The 15,080-nt window shown below is 72.1% G+C and carries 14 protein-coding genes; 9 read left to right on the forward strand and 5 right to left on the reverse strand.

Translation table 11 applies throughout. The annotated features are described in order from the left end of the window. Positions 1 to 170: 170 nt before the first annotated feature. The 3 genes from panB (at position 171) to ACIBTU_RS11540 (ending at position 3,389) form a co-directional block, all read left to right on the forward strand. Complete coding sequence (panB, locus tag ACIBTU_RS11530; protein ID WP_399125822.1) at positions 171 to 1,046, forward strand: 3-methyl-2-oxobutanoate hydroxymethyltransferase; 876 nt, start codon at positions 171 to 173, stop codon at positions 1,044 to 1,046. 484 nt (positions 1,047 to 1,530) lie between these two features. Then, positions 1,531 to 2,553 (forward strand): ATP-binding cassette domain-containing protein, encoded by a 1,023-nt coding sequence (locus ACIBTU_RS11535; RefSeq protein WP_399125823.1) that lies wholly within the window; start codon positions 1,531 to 1,533, stop codon positions 2,551 to 2,553. Continuing rightward, the gene (locus tag ACIBTU_RS11540) at positions 2,550 to 3,389 is read left to right on the forward strand and encodes an ABC transporter permease (protein ID WP_399125824.1); all 840 of its coding nucleotides are present in this window, start codon (positions 2,550 to 2,552) and stop codon (positions 3,387 to 3,389) included. Before ACIBTU_RS11535 ends, ACIBTU_RS11540 begins: the two co-directional genes overlap by 4 nt. Before the next feature lie 47 nt (positions 3,390 to 3,436). Here ACIBTU_RS11540 and ACIBTU_RS11545 read toward each other — a convergent pair whose 3' ends face one another. Continuing rightward, positions 3,437 to 6,733 carry an ATP-binding protein gene (locus ACIBTU_RS11545; protein WP_399125825.1) on the reverse strand — a complete coding sequence of 1,099 codons (3,297 nt, stop codon included), beginning with the start codon at positions 6,731 to 6,733 and terminating at the stop codon, positions 3,437 to 3,439. A gap of 285 nt (positions 6,734 to 7,018) precedes the next feature. Here ACIBTU_RS11545 and ACIBTU_RS11550 point away from each other — a divergent pair, with 285 nt between their 5' ends. Beyond that, entirely contained in the window at positions 7,019 to 7,825 is an 807-nt protein-coding gene (locus ACIBTU_RS11550; RefSeq protein ID WP_399125826.1) for a site-2 protease family protein, read from the forward strand. On the opposite strand, the gene ACIBTU_RS11555 is transcribed toward ACIBTU_RS11550, so the two are convergent. Together ACIBTU_RS11555 and npdG are read right to left on the reverse strand one after the other, a co-directional pair. After that, on the reverse strand, positions 7,809 to 8,003 hold the full coding sequence (locus ACIBTU_RS11555) for a hypothetical protein (protein WP_399125827.1): 195 nt from the start codon (positions 8,001 to 8,003) through the stop codon (positions 7,809 to 7,811). The two genes, ACIBTU_RS11550 and ACIBTU_RS11555, sit on opposite strands and share 17 nt — an antisense overlap. A 114-nt stretch (positions 8,004 to 8,117) precedes the next feature. Continuing rightward, entirely contained in the window at positions 8,118 to 8,837 is a 720-nt protein-coding gene (gene npdG, locus ACIBTU_RS11560; protein ID WP_399125828.1) for an NADPH-dependent F420 reductase, read from the reverse strand. A gap of 117 nt (positions 8,838 to 8,954) precedes the next feature. Between npdG and ACIBTU_RS11565 the strand changes: the two genes are divergently transcribed. After that, positions 8,955 to 9,563 carry a hypothetical protein gene (locus tag ACIBTU_RS11565; protein ID WP_399125829.1) on the forward strand — a complete coding sequence of 203 codons (609 nt, stop codon included), beginning with the start codon at positions 8,955 to 8,957 and terminating at the stop codon, positions 9,561 to 9,563. A 54-nt stretch (positions 9,564 to 9,617) separates the two neighbouring features. Here the strand turns inward: ACIBTU_RS11565 and ACIBTU_RS11570 are convergent, their stop codons facing one another. Further along, positions 9,618 to 9,869 carry a hypothetical protein gene (locus ACIBTU_RS11570; RefSeq protein ID WP_399125830.1) on the reverse strand — a complete coding sequence of 84 codons (252 nt, stop codon included), beginning with the start codon at positions 9,867 to 9,869 and terminating at the stop codon, positions 9,618 to 9,620. Positions 9,870 to 9,948: 79 nt separating this feature from the next. On the opposite strand from ACIBTU_RS11570, the gene map reads away from it, so the two are divergent. Both map and ACIBTU_RS11580 read left to right on the forward strand, forming a co-directional pair. Next, positions 9,949 to 10,815: a type I methionyl aminopeptidase gene (map, locus tag ACIBTU_RS11575; protein ID WP_399125831.1), complete on the forward strand. Its 867-nt coding sequence runs from the start codon at positions 9,949 to 9,951 to the stop codon at positions 10,813 to 10,815. 160 nt (positions 10,816 to 10,975) lie between these two features. Beyond that, positions 10,976 to 11,638: a heme oxygenase (biliverdin-producing) gene (locus tag ACIBTU_RS11580; protein ID WP_399125832.1), complete on the forward strand. Its 663-nt coding sequence runs from the start codon at positions 10,976 to 10,978 to the stop codon at positions 11,636 to 11,638. Positions 11,639 to 11,677: 39 nt separating this feature from the next. On the opposite strand, the gene ACIBTU_RS11585 is transcribed toward ACIBTU_RS11580, so the two are convergent. Continuing rightward, positions 11,678 to 12,331, reverse strand: coding sequence for a PhzF family phenazine biosynthesis protein (locus tag ACIBTU_RS11585; RefSeq protein ID WP_399126215.1), 654 nt, complete (start codon positions 12,329 to 12,331; stop codon positions 11,678 to 11,680). A 266-nt stretch (positions 12,332 to 12,597) separates the two neighbouring features. Here ACIBTU_RS11585 and efeO point away from each other — a divergent pair, with 266 nt between their 5' ends. Together efeO and efeB are read left to right on the forward strand one after the other, a co-directional pair. After that, a complete protein-coding gene (efeO, locus tag ACIBTU_RS11590) occupies positions 12,598 to 13,758 on the forward strand; it encodes an iron uptake system protein EfeO (protein ID WP_399125833.1) in 1,161 nt (386 codons plus the stop codon). Between the two features lie 35 nt (positions 13,759 to 13,793). Further along, a complete protein-coding gene (efeB, locus tag ACIBTU_RS11595; RefSeq protein WP_399125834.1) occupies positions 13,794 to 15,080 on the forward strand; it encodes an iron uptake transporter deferrochelatase/peroxidase subunit in 1,287 nt (428 codons plus the stop codon).

Genomic DNA, 15,080 nt, shown 5'->3' on the forward strand with positions numbered 1-15,080 from the left:
GCCCTATTTCGATACGGCACCGTTCCGTATTGGAAGTCCGGGAGACTTCCCTTACCGAGGCTTTACCGGGGTCGTGTGCTCTGGCGCGGGGGCTGCACGCGGTGCCACCATGGGAGGTGATCCGGGGACGCCGTCAGGGCGCCTCGAGACGAATTGAAGGAGCCGTTGCGATGACGCAACCCGTTCAGGCTGCCCCGACGCAGTCCGCCGACAGCAGCAATCCCAAAGCGCTGTACGGGGGCAAGGGCACCCGGCGCATCACCGTGCGCGACATCACGCTCTCCAAGGAGCGGGGCGAGAAGTGGCCCATGCTCACCGCCTACGACGCCATGACCGCGTCGGTGTTCGACGAGGCCGGCATCCCCGTGATGCTGGTCGGCGACTCCGCAGGCAACTGTCACCTCGGCTACGAGACCACGGTCCCGGTCACCCTGGACCAGCTCACCATGCTCTCCGCGGCCGTCGTGCGCGGCACCTCCCGCGCGCTGATCGTCGGCGACCTGCCCTTCGGGTCGTACCAGGAGGGGCCGACGCAGGCCCTGCGCTCCGCGATGCGGCTCGTGAAGGAGGCGGGCGTCGGCGCGGTCAAGCTGGAGGGCGGCGAGCGCTCGCACGCCCAGATCAAGCTGCTCGTCGAGGCCGGCATCCCGGTCATGGCGCACATCGGCCTGACCCCGCAGTCGGTCAACACGCAGGGGTACCGGGTCCAGGGGCGCGGCGAGGAGGCGGCGCAGCAGCTGCTGCGCGACGCGAAGTCGGTCCAGGACGCGGGCGCCTTCGCGGTCGTCCTCGAGCTGGTCCCGGCGGAGCTCGCCGCCGAGGTCACCCGGGTGCTGCACATCCCCACGGTCGGCATCGGCGCGGGCCCCGAGACGGACGCGCAGGTCCTCGTCTGGACGGACGCGCTCGGGCTCACCGGGGGCAAGGTGCCGCGCTTCGTCAAGCAGTACGCGGATCTGCGTACGGTCATGTCCGACGCGGCGAAGGCGTTTGCGGAGGACGTGGTCGGCGGAACGTTCCCTCAGGAGGAACACTCCGTCCACTGAGGCGGGGCCCCTCCTGAACACATCTGAGCCATAGCGGCACCATCGCAGCCCGTCGATCTTCCCCCGTCGACGGGCTGCGTCACGCTCCGCTGGGTTGAGCCGCACTGTGTACCCGGGGTTTCCTCTGGTGGCTGGGCTTTGATCCTGGGTGTCGGCCGGTGGGGCTTCTCGCGCAGTTCCCCGCGCCCCTGGAAGGCACACTCCGTGCGCCCCAGGGGACCACTGGGCGCGCCCACGCGGCGGAGCCGCATATCGATACAGCCCCGCGCCCCTGACGGCACGCTCCGCACGCCCCAGAGGTCGGCTGGTCGCACCCCGCGACGGAGTCGCTGATCGGGCACAGCCCCGCGCCCCTGGAAGGCACACTCCGTGCGCCCCAGGGGCCCGCTGGTCGCGCCCCCGATGTCGGCCTGCTGTCGGCGGAGCGTATGGGCTGTCGGTGGGATGTCGGTCGGGTGTCGGTGGGGTGCGTCAGGTTGGGGGCATGACGCGAATCGATGTGAACCCCGAAGGCGGCCGAGGAGTCGCCGTGGCCGTGCGGGGGCTGGTCAAGCACTACGGCGAGACCAAGGCCCTGGACGGTGTCGACCTGGACGTGCACGAGGGCACCGTGATGGGTGTGCTCGGGCCGAACGGGGCCGGCAAGACCACCCTCGTACGCTGCCTGTCCACCCTGATCACCCCGGACGCCGGCACCGCGGTCGTCGCCGGTTACGACACCGTGCGCCAGCCCCGCCAGCTGCGCCGGGTGATCGGCCTCACCGGCCAGTACGCCTCGGTCGACGAGAAGCTCTCCGGGCGGGAGAACCTCTATCTGATCGGCCGGCTGCTCGACCTGTCCCGCAAGGACGCGAGGGCACGGGCCGACGCGCTGCTGGAGCGGTTCTCGCTGACCGACGCGGCGGCGCGGCCCGCCCGGACCTACTCCGGCGGCATGCGGCGCCGGCTCGACCTGGCCGCCTCGATGATCGGCCGCCCGCACGTGCTCTACCTCGACGAGCCGACGACCGGGCTCGACCCCCGGACCCGTAACGAGGTGTGGGACGAGGTCAAGAGCATGGTGCGGGACGGCGTGACCGTGCTGCTCACCACCCAGTACATGGAGGAGGCCGAGCAGCTGGCCTCCGAGCTGACCGTCATCGACCGCGGCCGCGTCATCGCGAACGGCGGCATCGACGCGCTCAAGGCGAAGGTCGGCGGCCGCACGCTGCGGATCCGCCCGGCGGACCCGCTGGAGCTGCGCCCGCTGGCGCACGCGCTGGACGACCTGGGCCTGACCGGCCTGGCCACCACCACCGTGGACCCCGAGTCCGGGACCGTACTCGTCCCGATCCTGAGCGACGAGCAGCTGACCGCCGTCGTCGGCGCGGTCACCGCGCGCGGCATCACGATCGGCTCGATCGCCACCGAACTGCCCAGCCTGGACGAGGTGTTCCTGTCCATCACCGGCCAGAAGGCGACCGTCCCCCAGGACGCCAGGCCCGAGCTCGAGGAGGTCGCCGTATGAGTACCGCCACCACCACTCCCCCCGTCACCGCTCCCACCATCACCGTCGCGGCCGACCCCCGGATCGGACTGCGCGGCCACCTGCGCCACACCGGCGCCCTCGTCCGCCGCAACCTGCTGTGGATCAAGCAGGACCCCGAGTCGATGATGGACGCGGTCCTGATGCCCGTCATCTTCACGCTGCTGTTCGTGTACGTCTTCGGCGGCTCGATCGGCCAGTCCCTCGGCGGCGGCCAGCAGCAGTACGTGCAGTACGTGATCCCCGGCATGGTCGCGATGATGAGCATGAACATCGCGCAGGGCGTCGGCACCGGCTTCAACGAGGACTTCCACAAGGGGATCATGGACCGCTTCCGGTCCCTGCCCATCGGGCGCGGCTCGGTCCTGATCGCGAAGATCTCCGTCGAGCTGCTGCGCCTGCTCGTCGCCACGACCGTGCTGATGGTCGTCGCGGTCCTGGTCGGTTTCGACATCACGAGCTGGGGCGGTCTGTTCGCCGCGCTCGGCCTGTCCGCCCTGTTCGGCTCCGCCATCATGTGGATCTTCCTGGTCCTCGGCGTGACCATGAAGAACGCCCAGTCCGTGCAGGCGATGGGCTTCCTGGTGATGATGCCGCTGCAGTTCGGCTCGTCGATCTTCGCGCCGACCGCGTCGATGCCGGGCTGGCTGGAGAGCTTCACCAAGTACAACCCGATGTCCGGGCTCGCGGACGCCGCCCGCGGTCTCATGGTGGGCGGCCCGGTCGCCCACGGCCTGTGGGTGACGCTCGCCTGGTCCGCCGGCCTGACGGTCGTCATGGCGCCGGTCGCGATCCGCAAGTTCACCAAGAAGGCCTGAGACACCAAGAGGGCCTGGCACAGGGCGAGTTCACCCGGCACGCGTCGTCAGAAGAGGGCGGTGGCCTCCTCCACGGAGAGGCCGCCGCCCTCGGCGTGCTCCCGCTCGTAGGCCGCGTCGTCGAGCACGGCGCGTACGGCCGCCTCCGCGTCGGCCCGCCACTTGCGCTCCATCCCGTTCGGGATGTGCCCCTCCGGGAGCGAGGCGTCCGCCGCGCCGACCAGCCGGGCCGCACGGCACACGTCGCCGTCCCGGCCGCGCAGGGCGAGCGCGCGGGCCGCGGTGATCAGCTGCATCGCCAGCAGGTGCGGCATGATGACGACGGCCAGCGGGTCGGCGGCCAGCTCCACGGCCCGCGTCACGTTCGCCAGCGCCGCCTCGGCGTACCCCTCGGCGACGTCGATCATCGCTTCCATGCCGGTCATCATCGAGTGGAAGAAACTGACCCCGTTCCCGTCGAACTCCCCGCGCAGCAGCTCCAGTTGCTCCCGCGCGTCCGCGATCCGGCCGGTCGAGGCGAGACGGCCGACGAGGATCATCCGGGCCACGGGCCGGGCCTCGTTCGCCGGCCGCCGCACGGACTCGAGGGCCTGCCACAGCATCCGCTCCCCCTCCTCCGCCTCCCCCAGCTCGATCAGCACCTGCCCGTGCCGCACCTGGAGGATCGTCGACTGGGCGTGCGCGCCCATGTCCTCGGCGACCTCCCGGGCCCGCCGGAAGTCGGCGGCGGCCTCCGCGAACCGGCCGAGCTTCTCGTGCGCCTCGCCGCGCGCCGACAGCGCCTCGGCGACGCCCCACTCGTCGCCGAGCCGGGTGAACAGCTCGATCGACTCGTCGGCGTCCGCGATCCCGGCGGCGGCCCAGGTGGCCCGGTTGGCGTGCAGGTTGGCGCGCAGTTGCAGGACGAGGGCGAGCTCCCACGCGTAGCCGAGTTCCCGGCAGGTCGCGACGGTGATGTCGGTGAGCCGGTGCAGCCCTTCCAGGTCGCCGGTCATGACGACGGCGAAGAACCAGATGTTGCCGGGCGGGCGGCAGGCCTGCGGCAGGTCGGCCCGGTAGGTGTCGACGATGATCCGCAGCCGGGCCTGCCCGGCCTCGGAGCGCCACTCGTCCATCTCCATGTCCATGGTCGAGAAGCGGCACAGGTGGAGCTGGCGGCGGGCCTCGTCGAGGAGTTCACCGGTGAACGGGGGCGGGGCGTCGGTGCAGCGCTCCAGGATCGGCGGCGCGGGGCGGGCGGGCCCGGCGAACGGGTCGGGGCCCAGCGTGGCGACCTCCCGCGTCCAGGTGCGGCTGTCGGCGCGCAGGTCCCGCATCTGCCAGAACCAGGCGAGCGACAGGACGAGGCTGAGCCCCTCCTGCTCGTCCCCCGCCGCGACGGCGTGCCGCAGGGCGGTGCGCAGGTTCTCGTAGTCGCACTCGATCCGGGCGACGGCGGCGCGCTGGTGGCGGCCGCGCAGCAACGGGTCGGTGGTGCGGGCGAGTTCGCGGTAGTACGTGAGGTGGGCGCGCTCGGCGCTCTCCCGGTCGGCGGCCTCGTCGAGGCGGTCGCCCGCGTACTCGGCGACGGTCTCCAGGAGCCGGTAGCGCATGCCGCCCGCGTCGTCGGGGGCGGCGACCACGAGGGACTTGTCGACGAGCGAGCCGAGCGCCTCCAGCACGTCGGGGGCGTCCGCGGCGGCGCCGGCGCACACGGCCTCGGCGGCGGCCAGGTCGCAGCCGCCGCTGAACACGGAGAGGCGGGCCAGGACAGTGCGTTCGGGCGCGTCGAGCAGGTCCCAGGACCAGTCGACGACGGCGCGCAGGGTCTGCTGGCGCGGCAGCGCGGTGCGCGCGCCGGAGGTCAGCAGCCGGAAACGGTCGTCGAGCCGGTCGGCGATCTGGCGCGGGGTGAGCATCCGCAGCCGGGCGGCGGCGAGTTCGATGGCGAGCGGGAGGCCGTCGAGGCGGCGGCAGATCTCGCCGACGGCCTCCGGGGCCTCGTCCACGGTGAACCCGGGGCGCACGGCGGCGCCGCGCTCGCCGAACAGCCGCAGCGCGTACGGCTCCGGGAGCGGCTCGACGGGCCGGAGGGACTCGCCCGGGACGCCGAGGGGTTCGCGGCTGGTGGCGAGGACGGTGACGCCGGGGCAGTGGGCGAGCAGCTGCTCGGCGAGGGCGGCGGCCGCGTCGATCACGTGCTCGCAGTTGTCGAGGACGATCAGCATGCGGCGGTCGGCGCAGTGCTCGACGAGGCGGACGAGCGGGTCGTCGCCGTGGCGTTCGCTCGCGACGCGCAACTCCTCGGCGCCGGCGCCGCGCAGCACGGTCTCGCGGGCGCCGAGCGCGCTGACGACGGCCTCCGGCACGGACGCGGGGTCGCCGACGGGGGCGAGCTCGGCGAGCCACACCCCGTCCGGGGCGGCGTCGGTACCGGCCAGGCCGTCGGCGGCCTCCTGCGACAGCCGGGTCTTTCCGGCGCCGCCGGGGCCGAGGAGCGTGACGAGGCGGGCGCGGCCCAGCTCGGCGCGGATCGCCTCGATGTCGTGCTCGCGGCCCACGAAGGAGGTGAGCCGGGCCCGCAGGTTGCCCCGCACCCCGGCCGCCGCCTTCGGTACGGGCTTCTCGACCGTTCCGGGGTCGAGCAACTCGGCGTGCAGGGCGCGTAGTTCGGTCCCCGGGTCGGCGCCGAGCCGGTCGGCCAGCTCCCGGCGTACGTCCTCGTAGGCGGCCAGGGCCTGGGCGGCGCGGCCGGTGTCGCGCAGGGCGCGCAGCCGCAGCGCCTGGAGCGGCTCGTCGAGGGGGTGCGCCTCGCACAGGGCGGTCAGCTCGGGCAGCGCGGACTCGGCCCGGCCGAGCGCGAGCAGGGCCCTGAGGCGGGCGCGGCGGGCGTCGAGGCGGCGGGCGTCCCAGCGGGCTGCCTCGGCGGCGCGGTCGGGGAGGTCGGCGAGGGCGGGGCCGCGCCACAGGGCGAGCGCGTCGTCGAGGGCGTCGGCGGCCTTCGCGGGGTCGTCGTCGGCGAGGGCGCGCAGACCGTCGGCGGTGAGCCGCTCGAAGCGGAACAGGTCGATGTCGTCGGAGGTCGCCGCGAGCCGGTAGCCGCCACTGTCCGCCGAGTCGACCGCGCCGGCACCGAGGGTGCGGCGCAGGCGTCCGACGAGGGCCTGCAGCGCGCCGGGGGCGTCGGCGGGCGGTTCGGCGCCCCACACCTCGTTGACGAGCAGGGCGGCGGGCACGGTGCGGCCGGGGCGCAGGGCGAGGGTGGTCAGCAGCGCGCGGAGTCTGGCTCCGCCGACCGGGACGGGGGTGCCGTCGTCGCGGAGCGCTTCCGTCGGACCTAGCAGGCGATAGCGCACGGGGCCCATTGTCGCCGGTCGGGGGTGTGGGGTCAGCGCGGGGTTGTGTGGGGGGGGCGGGTCTCTCGCCGTTGGGGGTTGCGATCGCGTTGCCGGGTGCGGCTTTCGTCGTGGCTGGTCGCGCAGTTCCCCGCGCCCCTGAAGGCACACTCCGTGCGCCCCAGGGGCGCGGCGGAGTCGCTGATCGGGAACTCCTTGTGTACGGCGGGGCGTTTTTCGGGGGTGGCCGGGTACGTTCGGTCACGCCACTGATCACCGGCGTCATCGAACCCGCGACCCCTGGAGTGCCCGTTCATGAAGTCCGCCTCCGCCCGGCGCGGCGATCGCCGGATCAGCCCCGTTTTTCTCGGGATCGCCGCCGTGACGGCCGTGACCGGCTGGGCGGTGTGGACGGACTTCTCGGAAGTGCCGGGGATCCCGGTGTTCCTGTTCGTCACGGGCGCGTGGATCGTCTCGCTGTGTCTGCACGAGTACGCGCACGCCCGCACGGCGCTGCACAGCGGGGACCTGTCCGTCGGCGACAAGGGCTACCTCACGCTGAACCCGCTGAAGTACACCCATGCCCTGCTGAGCATCGTCCTCCCCGTGATCTTCGTGATCATGGGCGGCATCGGTCTGCCCGGCGGGGCGGTCTACATCGAGCGGGGCCGGATCCACGGGCGCTGGAAGCACAGCCTGATCTCGGCGGCGGGGCCGCTGACGAATGCGTTGTTCGCCGTCGTGTGCACGGCCCCGTTCTGGCTGGACGGGCTCGAAGGGGTGCCGGACACCTTCCGGTACGCGCTGGGTTTCCTGGCGCTGCTCCAGGTGACGGCGGCGATCCTGAACTTCCTGCCGGTGCCGGGCCTGGACGGGTACGGGGTGATCGAGCCGTGGCTGTCGTACAAGATCCGGCGGCAGGTGGAGCCGTTCGCGCCGTTCGGGCTGCTCGCGGTCTTCGCGATCCTGTGGATCCCGTCGGTCAACCACTGGTTCTTCGACGCGGTCGACGCCCTGCTGCGCGGCCTGGGCGTGACCGAGTGGGACACGTACTGGGGCCGCCGGTTCTACGAGTTCTGGAAGGGGACGCCGGAGATCCCGACCGTCACGCTGCCTCGGTAGGGCGCGCGGCTTCCTTCTCCATGCGGGCCTTGCGGATGTAGAACCACGTCATGTTCGACGTGACGCCGGCGATCAGGACCCACACGACACCCAGGAAGCTGCCCTGGACGAAGGAGACCACCGCGGCGGCGACGGCGAGGACGCAGAGCACGAGGGCGAAGAGTGCGATGCGGGGCATGGGGGTCGGCTCCAATACGGCACGTACGGCACGGCGGTGTTTCGCCGTTTCGCCGACCAGTGTCCCCCATGCCCCGCCCGCGCCTGAACGCGCCCTGATTGCGCGGGCGTGTGGCTATACGTCCGTGACGCGCAGGCCCGCGTGGGCCTTGTAGCGGCGGTTCACCGAGATGAGGTTCGCGACCAGGGACTCGACCTGGTGCGCGTTGCGCAGCCGGCCCGCGAAGACGCCGCGCATACCGGGGATGCGGGCGGCCAGCGCCTGCACGGTGTCCGTGTCCTCGCGGGACTCGCCGAGCACCATCACGTCCGTGTCGATCTCCTCGATCTCCGGGTCGGAGAGCAGCACGGCGGACAGGTGGTGGAAGGCGGCAGTGACCCTGGAGTCGGGGAGCAGGGCGGCGGCCTGTTCGGCGGCGCTGCCTTCTTCCGGCTTCAGGGCGTAGGCGCCCTTCTTGTCGAAGCCGAGCGGGTTGACGCAGTCGACGACGAGCTTGCCGGCGAGGTCCTCGCGCAGCGCCTCCAGGGTCGCGCCGTGCCCGTCCCAGGGGACGGCGACGATGACGATGTCGCTGCGCCGGGCGCACTCGGCGTTGTCGGCGCCCTCGATGCCGAGGCCGAGCTCGTCGGCGGCGGCCTGAGCGCGCTCGGCGGCGCGGGAGCCGAGGATCACCTTCTGTCCGGCGCGGGCGAACCGGTAGGCGAGGCCCTTGCCCTGCGGTCCGGTGCCGCCGAGCACGCCGACGACGAGCCCGGACACGTCGGGCAGCTCCCACGGGTCCTTGGCGGGGGCCTTCACGGGGGCGGCGGGCTGTGCGCTGTCACTGGTAGTCATGGGGCGACCTTACTCATGCGTACGGTCCTGGTCAGCAGGGTCGCCGTGTGACTCGTACGGGCGGACTTGAGGCGAACGGGCCGGACGGGGGCGGTGGTTCGGGCACCATGCGGGGCCATGGACGCCGTACGAGTAGCCCTGTTGCGCGAGGTCCTCGCCGGAACGGGGTGGCCCGCCGCCACCCGCCGCTTCGCCGGGGCGCTGCGCTCCTCGGTGTCGGCGCACGGGGGCGGGCTGCTCCTCGTCGGCACGGAGGCGTACGAGCCGTGGCATCTGGCGGCGCACCTGGTGGACGAGGCGGCGTGGTCCGGGACGCCGGAGCTGGCGCCCACGCTGGTCCGGCACGCGGCGCGGCCCGACGATCCGGCGCATCTGGCGGTCGGGCTGGGGCGGCTCGAGGCGGCGCGGCGCGGGGAGACGCTGCTGGTGGTGACGCCGGACGAGGCGGGGGCGGGACTCCTCGAGCGGGTGCATGACGCGCGGCGGGCCGGGGCGACGGTGCTCGCGCTCGATGCGGAGGGGGCGGGCGGGGAGTTGCGGGCGATGGCGCACGAGGCGCTGACCGTGCCCGGTGACACGGACCTGGACCTCGACACGGTGCAGCACCTGGTGAGTGCGGCGGCCGGGGAGAACGCGGTGCCGGTGCCCCGGGCCCGCCGGGGTTTCCGCGACCGCCTCTCCCGCCTCGCCGACCACCTGACGGCTCCGCCGCCGACCCGGTGGTGAGCGGGCCTCACCGCAGGCACCGGGCTGCCTCGCCGGCATCGAGGTGCGGCGGCGCTAGTCCTCGTCCTCCGGGGAGCCGGGTGTGCCGGACGTGCCCGCGGACTTGTCGTGCCAGCGCGGGTCCCCCTCCCATTCGAGGTTCCGTTCACGCGCCGTATCCATCGCGTGCGCCGCCTCCTCGCGGGAGGCGTACGGGCCGAACCGGTCCTTGGCGGGGCACTCGGGCCCTTCCTCGACCTTCTGGTGCTCCAGGCAGTAGTACCACTCACCCGGTTTACCGACGGTCCGCTTCTTGAACAGGGCCACGGCCGACTCCTCTCCTCAGGATCTCCTCAGGGGCGCTCAGAGCCATGGTCCCCCACTGTCGCTCGTTACACTCGCTGGCATGTCAGTCCCGTCGCAGTCGTCGCTTCTCGTCCCCGGGGAACAGTCCCCGATCCGCTCCGTGCCGGGGAACATCCGGCGCCCCGAGTACGTAGGCAAGCCCGCGCCGACCCCGTACAAGGGCCCCGAGGTGCAGACGCCCGAGACGGTCGAGGCGATGCGGATCGCGGGCCGGATCGCGGCGCAGGCGATGGAGGAGGCGGCCAAGGCGATCGCGCCGGGCGTCACCACGGACGAGCTGGACCGGATCGCGCACGCGTACATGTGCGACCACGGCGCCTACCCCTCGACGCTGGGCTACCGCGGCTTCCCCAAGTCGCTGTGCACGAGCGTCAACGAGGTCATCTGCCACGGCATCCCGGACTCGACGGTGCTGCGCGACGGCGACATCGTGAACCTGGACGTGACGGCGTACATCGGCGGCGTGCACGGCGACAACAACGCGACGTACCTGGTCGGCGACGTGGACGAGGAGTCGCGCCTGTTGGTCGAGCGCACCCGTGAGTCGCTGAACCGGGCGATCAAGGCCGTGAAGCCGGGCCGCCAGATCAACATCATCGGCCGGGTCATCGAGTCGTACGCCAAGCGCTTCGGCTACGGGGTGGTGCGGGACTTCACCGGGCACGGCATCAACTCGTCGTTCCACAGCGGGCTGATCGTCCCGCACTACGACTCCCCGCACGCGACGACGGTGATCCAGCCGGGCATGACGTTCACGATCGAGCCGATGCTGACGCTGGGCACGCACGACTACGACATGTGGGACGACGGGTGGACCGTCGTGACGAAGGACCGCAGGCGGACGGCTCAGTTCGAGCACACGCTGGTGGTCACGGACACGGGCGCGGAGATTCTGACCCTGCCGTAGTCCCCCGCCGCGCCGCTTGTGGAGCCCGTCCCGGAGATCCGGGGCGGGCTCTTCTCGTGCCTGCTTCTCGTGCCGGCTTCTTATGTTCCGCTGAACGGGGAAGGGGTAGGTTCTTTTACCGACAGACTGTCGGGAAGATGAATCGGCTCGCGGAGGCTTCATGGACACCCCGTTCTCCACCCCGTTCTCCACGCTGATCCGTACGGCGTCGCACGAGCAGCACACGGAGGCGGAGACGTCGACGTTCATGGGCGACCTGCTCGGCGGAGCGCTCGGCGTGGAGGCGTACGCGCGGTACACGGAGCAGCTGTGGTTCGTGTACCGGGCGCTGGAGGCCGACGCGGAGCGGCTGGCGCGGGACGCGGTGGCGGGCCCGTTCATCCGGCCCGAGCTGCTGCGGGTGCCGGAGCTGGAGCGGGATCTGGCGCATCTGCGGGGTGCCGGGTGGCGTTCCTCGGTGTCGGCGCTGCCGGCGACGCGGGAGTACGCGGCGCGGGTCGCGGAGTGCGCCGCGTCCTGGCCCGGCGGTTATGTGGCGCACCACTACACGCGTTACCTGGGCGACCTCTCGGGCGGGCAGATCATCCGGGACAAGGCGGAGCGGACGTGGGGCTTCGCGCGCAAGGGCGACGGCGTGCGCTTCTACGTGTTCGAGGAGGTCGGGAACCCGGCGGCGTTCAAGCGGACGTACCGCGAGCTGCTCGACGGGATCGCGGTGGACGATCTGGAGAAGCAGCGGGTCATAGCCGAGTGCAAGCGGGCCTTCGCCCTGAACACGGCCCTGTTCTCGGCCCTGGGCGAGGAGTTCTCCACGGCCGCCTGATCTCCTCCTCGGCCGCCTGATCTCCTCGCCCGGCGGGGCTCAGCGGGTGGTCAAGCGGACGCGGCCCCCGACCTCCACCCAGCCCCCGGGCTGGGGAGCCGTCAGGATCTGGGAGCCGGCGCCCTGGCGGATGTTCAGGGCGCGGCCCAGCCGGTCCGTGAGGAGCAGCGCGGCGGCGCCGGTGGCCTCGTCCTCCACGATGCCGTCGTCGCGGCCGGGGAAGCCCCGGGCGCGGACCCGCCCGGCGGCCTCGTCCTCCCAGGCCCAGGCGTAGATCCACTCCCCGAGGGGCGGCACGGGCAGCGCGTCCACCTCGGCGGCGGACCCGTACCGGCGCAGGGTGCGCGGCGGGGCCCACTCGGCGCGGGCCTCGATCCAGCTGAACTCGCCGTCGAGGCGGGCGCCGACGACGCCCGCGGGCACGCTCAGCTCGGGCACGTCGAGGAGCCAGGCGGAGCCGACGCAGGGGTGGCCGGCGAAGGGCAGCCGCAGGGTCGGGGTGTAGATGTCGATGACGCCGCGCTCGGGGTCGTCGACGAACACGGTCTCGCTGAAGCCGAGCTTGCCCGCGAACGCCTGTCGCTCGGCGCGGCCGGGCAGCAGGGAGCCGTCGCGGACGACGCCGAGCTCGTTGCCGTGCCGGCTGTCGGGCCCGCAGAAGACGCGCAGCACGTCGTAGGGCACGTCACCCATGGCCTCCATACCGTTCCCCCCGCGGTTCTCCGTGCCGTTCTCCACGTCCCGCAGTGAACCACGGCGTCCGGCCCACCAGCCGACTTGACCGTCTCTTGACCGATTCCTGGGTCGCTTGAGGGTCGGTCGTGTCCGGGTCGCTACCACCCGCTTCCACATGAGAGCTGAATCACGGAACAGAGGGGTAGAACTGAGGTAAGCCTCATATAAGTTAGGGCCGCCTTAGTCGTTAGTTGCAGCACGACCCGTACTTACCTGGAGCCCGCATGCGAGCCGTCCGACTCACCGTCGCCACCGCCGTCGCCACGGTGGCGGCCCTGACCGCCGTCACGGGCTGCACCGAGAAGAGCGAGTCCAAGGACAAGGGTTCCGACGCGATCAAGGTGACCGCGACCGACGACAGCTGCAAGGTCTCGGCGACCTCGTTCCCCGCCGGCCACGTCAAGCTGGCGGTCGAGAACAAGGGCGCCAAGGTCACCGAGGTCTACGTCCTGTTCCCCGACGACCGGATCGTCACCGAGCGCGAGAACATCGCCCCCGGCACCAAGGCGAACATCACCGCGGAGATCAAGGCCGGCGCGTACGAGATCGCCTGCAAGCCCGGCATGACGGGCAAGGGCATCCGGCAGAAGGTCGAGGCGACCGGTGGCAAGGCCGCCGCCAAGCGCGACCCGCGCCTCGACAAGGCCGTCGCCGCGTACCGCACGTACACGCAGACGCAGGCCGACGAGACGCTGCCCAAGGTCAAGAAGTTCACGGACGCGATCCGCAAGGGCGACGTCGAGGGCGCCAAGAAGGCCTACGCCGACTCCCGCATCGGCTGGGAGCGCACCGAGCCGGTCGCCGAGTCCTTCGGTGACATCGACCCGGCCGTCGACGTCCGCGAGGACGGTCTGGCCGACGACCAGGACCCGAAGACGGACTGGACCGGCTGGCACCGCCTGGAGAAGTCGCTGTGGAAGGACGGCAGGATCGGCTCCCGTGAGAAGGAGCTGGCGACGCTGCTCGACAAGGACCTCAAGGACTGGCAGGAGCGCGTCGGCAAGGCCGTGATCACGCCGACCTCGATGGCGAACGGCGCCAAGGAGCTGCTCGACGAGGTCGCCACCGGCAAGGTCACCGGCGAGGAGGAGGCCTACTCGCACACCGACCTCGTCGACTTCAAGGCCAACGTCGAGGGCGCCGAGAAGGCGTACGACCTGCTCAAGCCGGTCGCCTCGGAGAACGACGCGGCGCTCACCAAGGAGCTCGACCGCCAGTTCGCCGCCGTCGACAAGCTGCTCGACAAGTACCGCAAGGACAAGAACTCCTACGACTTCACGTCCTACGACAAGGTCGGCAAGCCGGAGCAGAAGGAGCTGTCCGACGCGGTGAACGCGCTGGCGGAGCCGCTGTCCAAGCTGGCCGCGGCCGTCGTCGTCAAGTAACCGGCGAACGTACGAGAGACATCAGGAGGCAGCCCATGACCGACACCGACACGGACCAGGTCAAGGACACGGGGACGACTTCGTCCTCCGCCCCGTCCCGGCGTTCGCTGCTCGCCGCCGGAGGGGCCGGGCTCGCGCTCGGCGCCGCCGCGGCGGGCGGGGCCGTCGCGCTGACCCGCACCGGGGCCGACGACATGCAGCCGGCCGCCGAGACGGGCGGCGCCGTGCCGTTCCACGGCGCGCACCAGGCGGGCATCGCGACCCCGGTCCAGGACCGGCTGCACTTCGCGGCGTTCGACGTGAAGACGGACGACCGCGAGGCGTTCGTCCAGCTGCTCAAGGACTGGACCGAGGCCGCCGCGCTGATGTGCGAGGGCCGGACGGTCGGCGACGGCGCGTACGGCGGGCTGCCGGAGGCGCCGCCGGACGACACGGGCGAGGCGCTCGGCCTCAAGCCGTCCCGGCTGACCCTGACGATCGGTTTCGGCCCCTCGTTCTTCGACAAGCACGGCAAGGCGTTCGGGATCGCGGACCGGCGGCCCGAGGCGCTCGTCGACCTGCCGAAGTTCCCCGGCGACAACCTCGACAAGGCGCGCAGCGGCGGCGACCTGTGCGTGCAGGCCTGCGCCGACGACCCGCAGGTCGCGGTGCACGCCATCCGCAACCTGGCCCGGATCGGCTTCGGCAAGGTCGCCATCCGCTGGTCGCAGCTCGGCTTCGGCAAGACCTCCTCGACGACTCCGAACGCGCAGACCCCGCGCAACCTGTTCGGCTTCAAGGACGGCACCCGCAACATCGCGGGCACCGAGAAGGGCCGCCTCGCCGAGCACGTGTGGGTCGGCGACTCGACGTGGATGGACGGCGGCTCGTACCTCGTGGCCCGCCGGATCCGGATGAACGTCGAGACCTGGGACCGCACCTCGCTGCAGGAGCAGGAGGACGTGTTCGGCCGCGACAAGCGCGAGGGCGCGCCCGTCGGCAAGGCGAAGGAGCACGACCAGCCGTTCCTGAAGGCGATGAAGCCGACCGCGCACGTGCGGCTCGCGCACCCGGACGCCAATCACGGGGCGACGATCCTGCGCCGCGGCTACTCGTTCACGGACGGCACCGACGGTCTCGGCCGGCTCGACGCGGGCCTGTTCTTCCTCGCCTACCAGAAGGACGTGCGCAAGGGGTTCATCCCGGTGCAGCGGAGTCTGGCGGCGGACGCGCTGAACGAGTACATCCAGCACGTCGGTTCGGCCGTGTTCGCCGTGCCGCCGGGGGTGCGGGACAAGAACGACTGGTGGGGCCGCGGCCTCTTCGAGCGCACGGAGGCGTGA

The sequence above is a fragment of the Streptomyces sp. NPDC050145 genome (genome assembly GCF_044460245.1).
GTDB lineage: Bacteria > Actinomycetota > Actinomycetes > Streptomycetales > Streptomycetaceae > Streptomyces.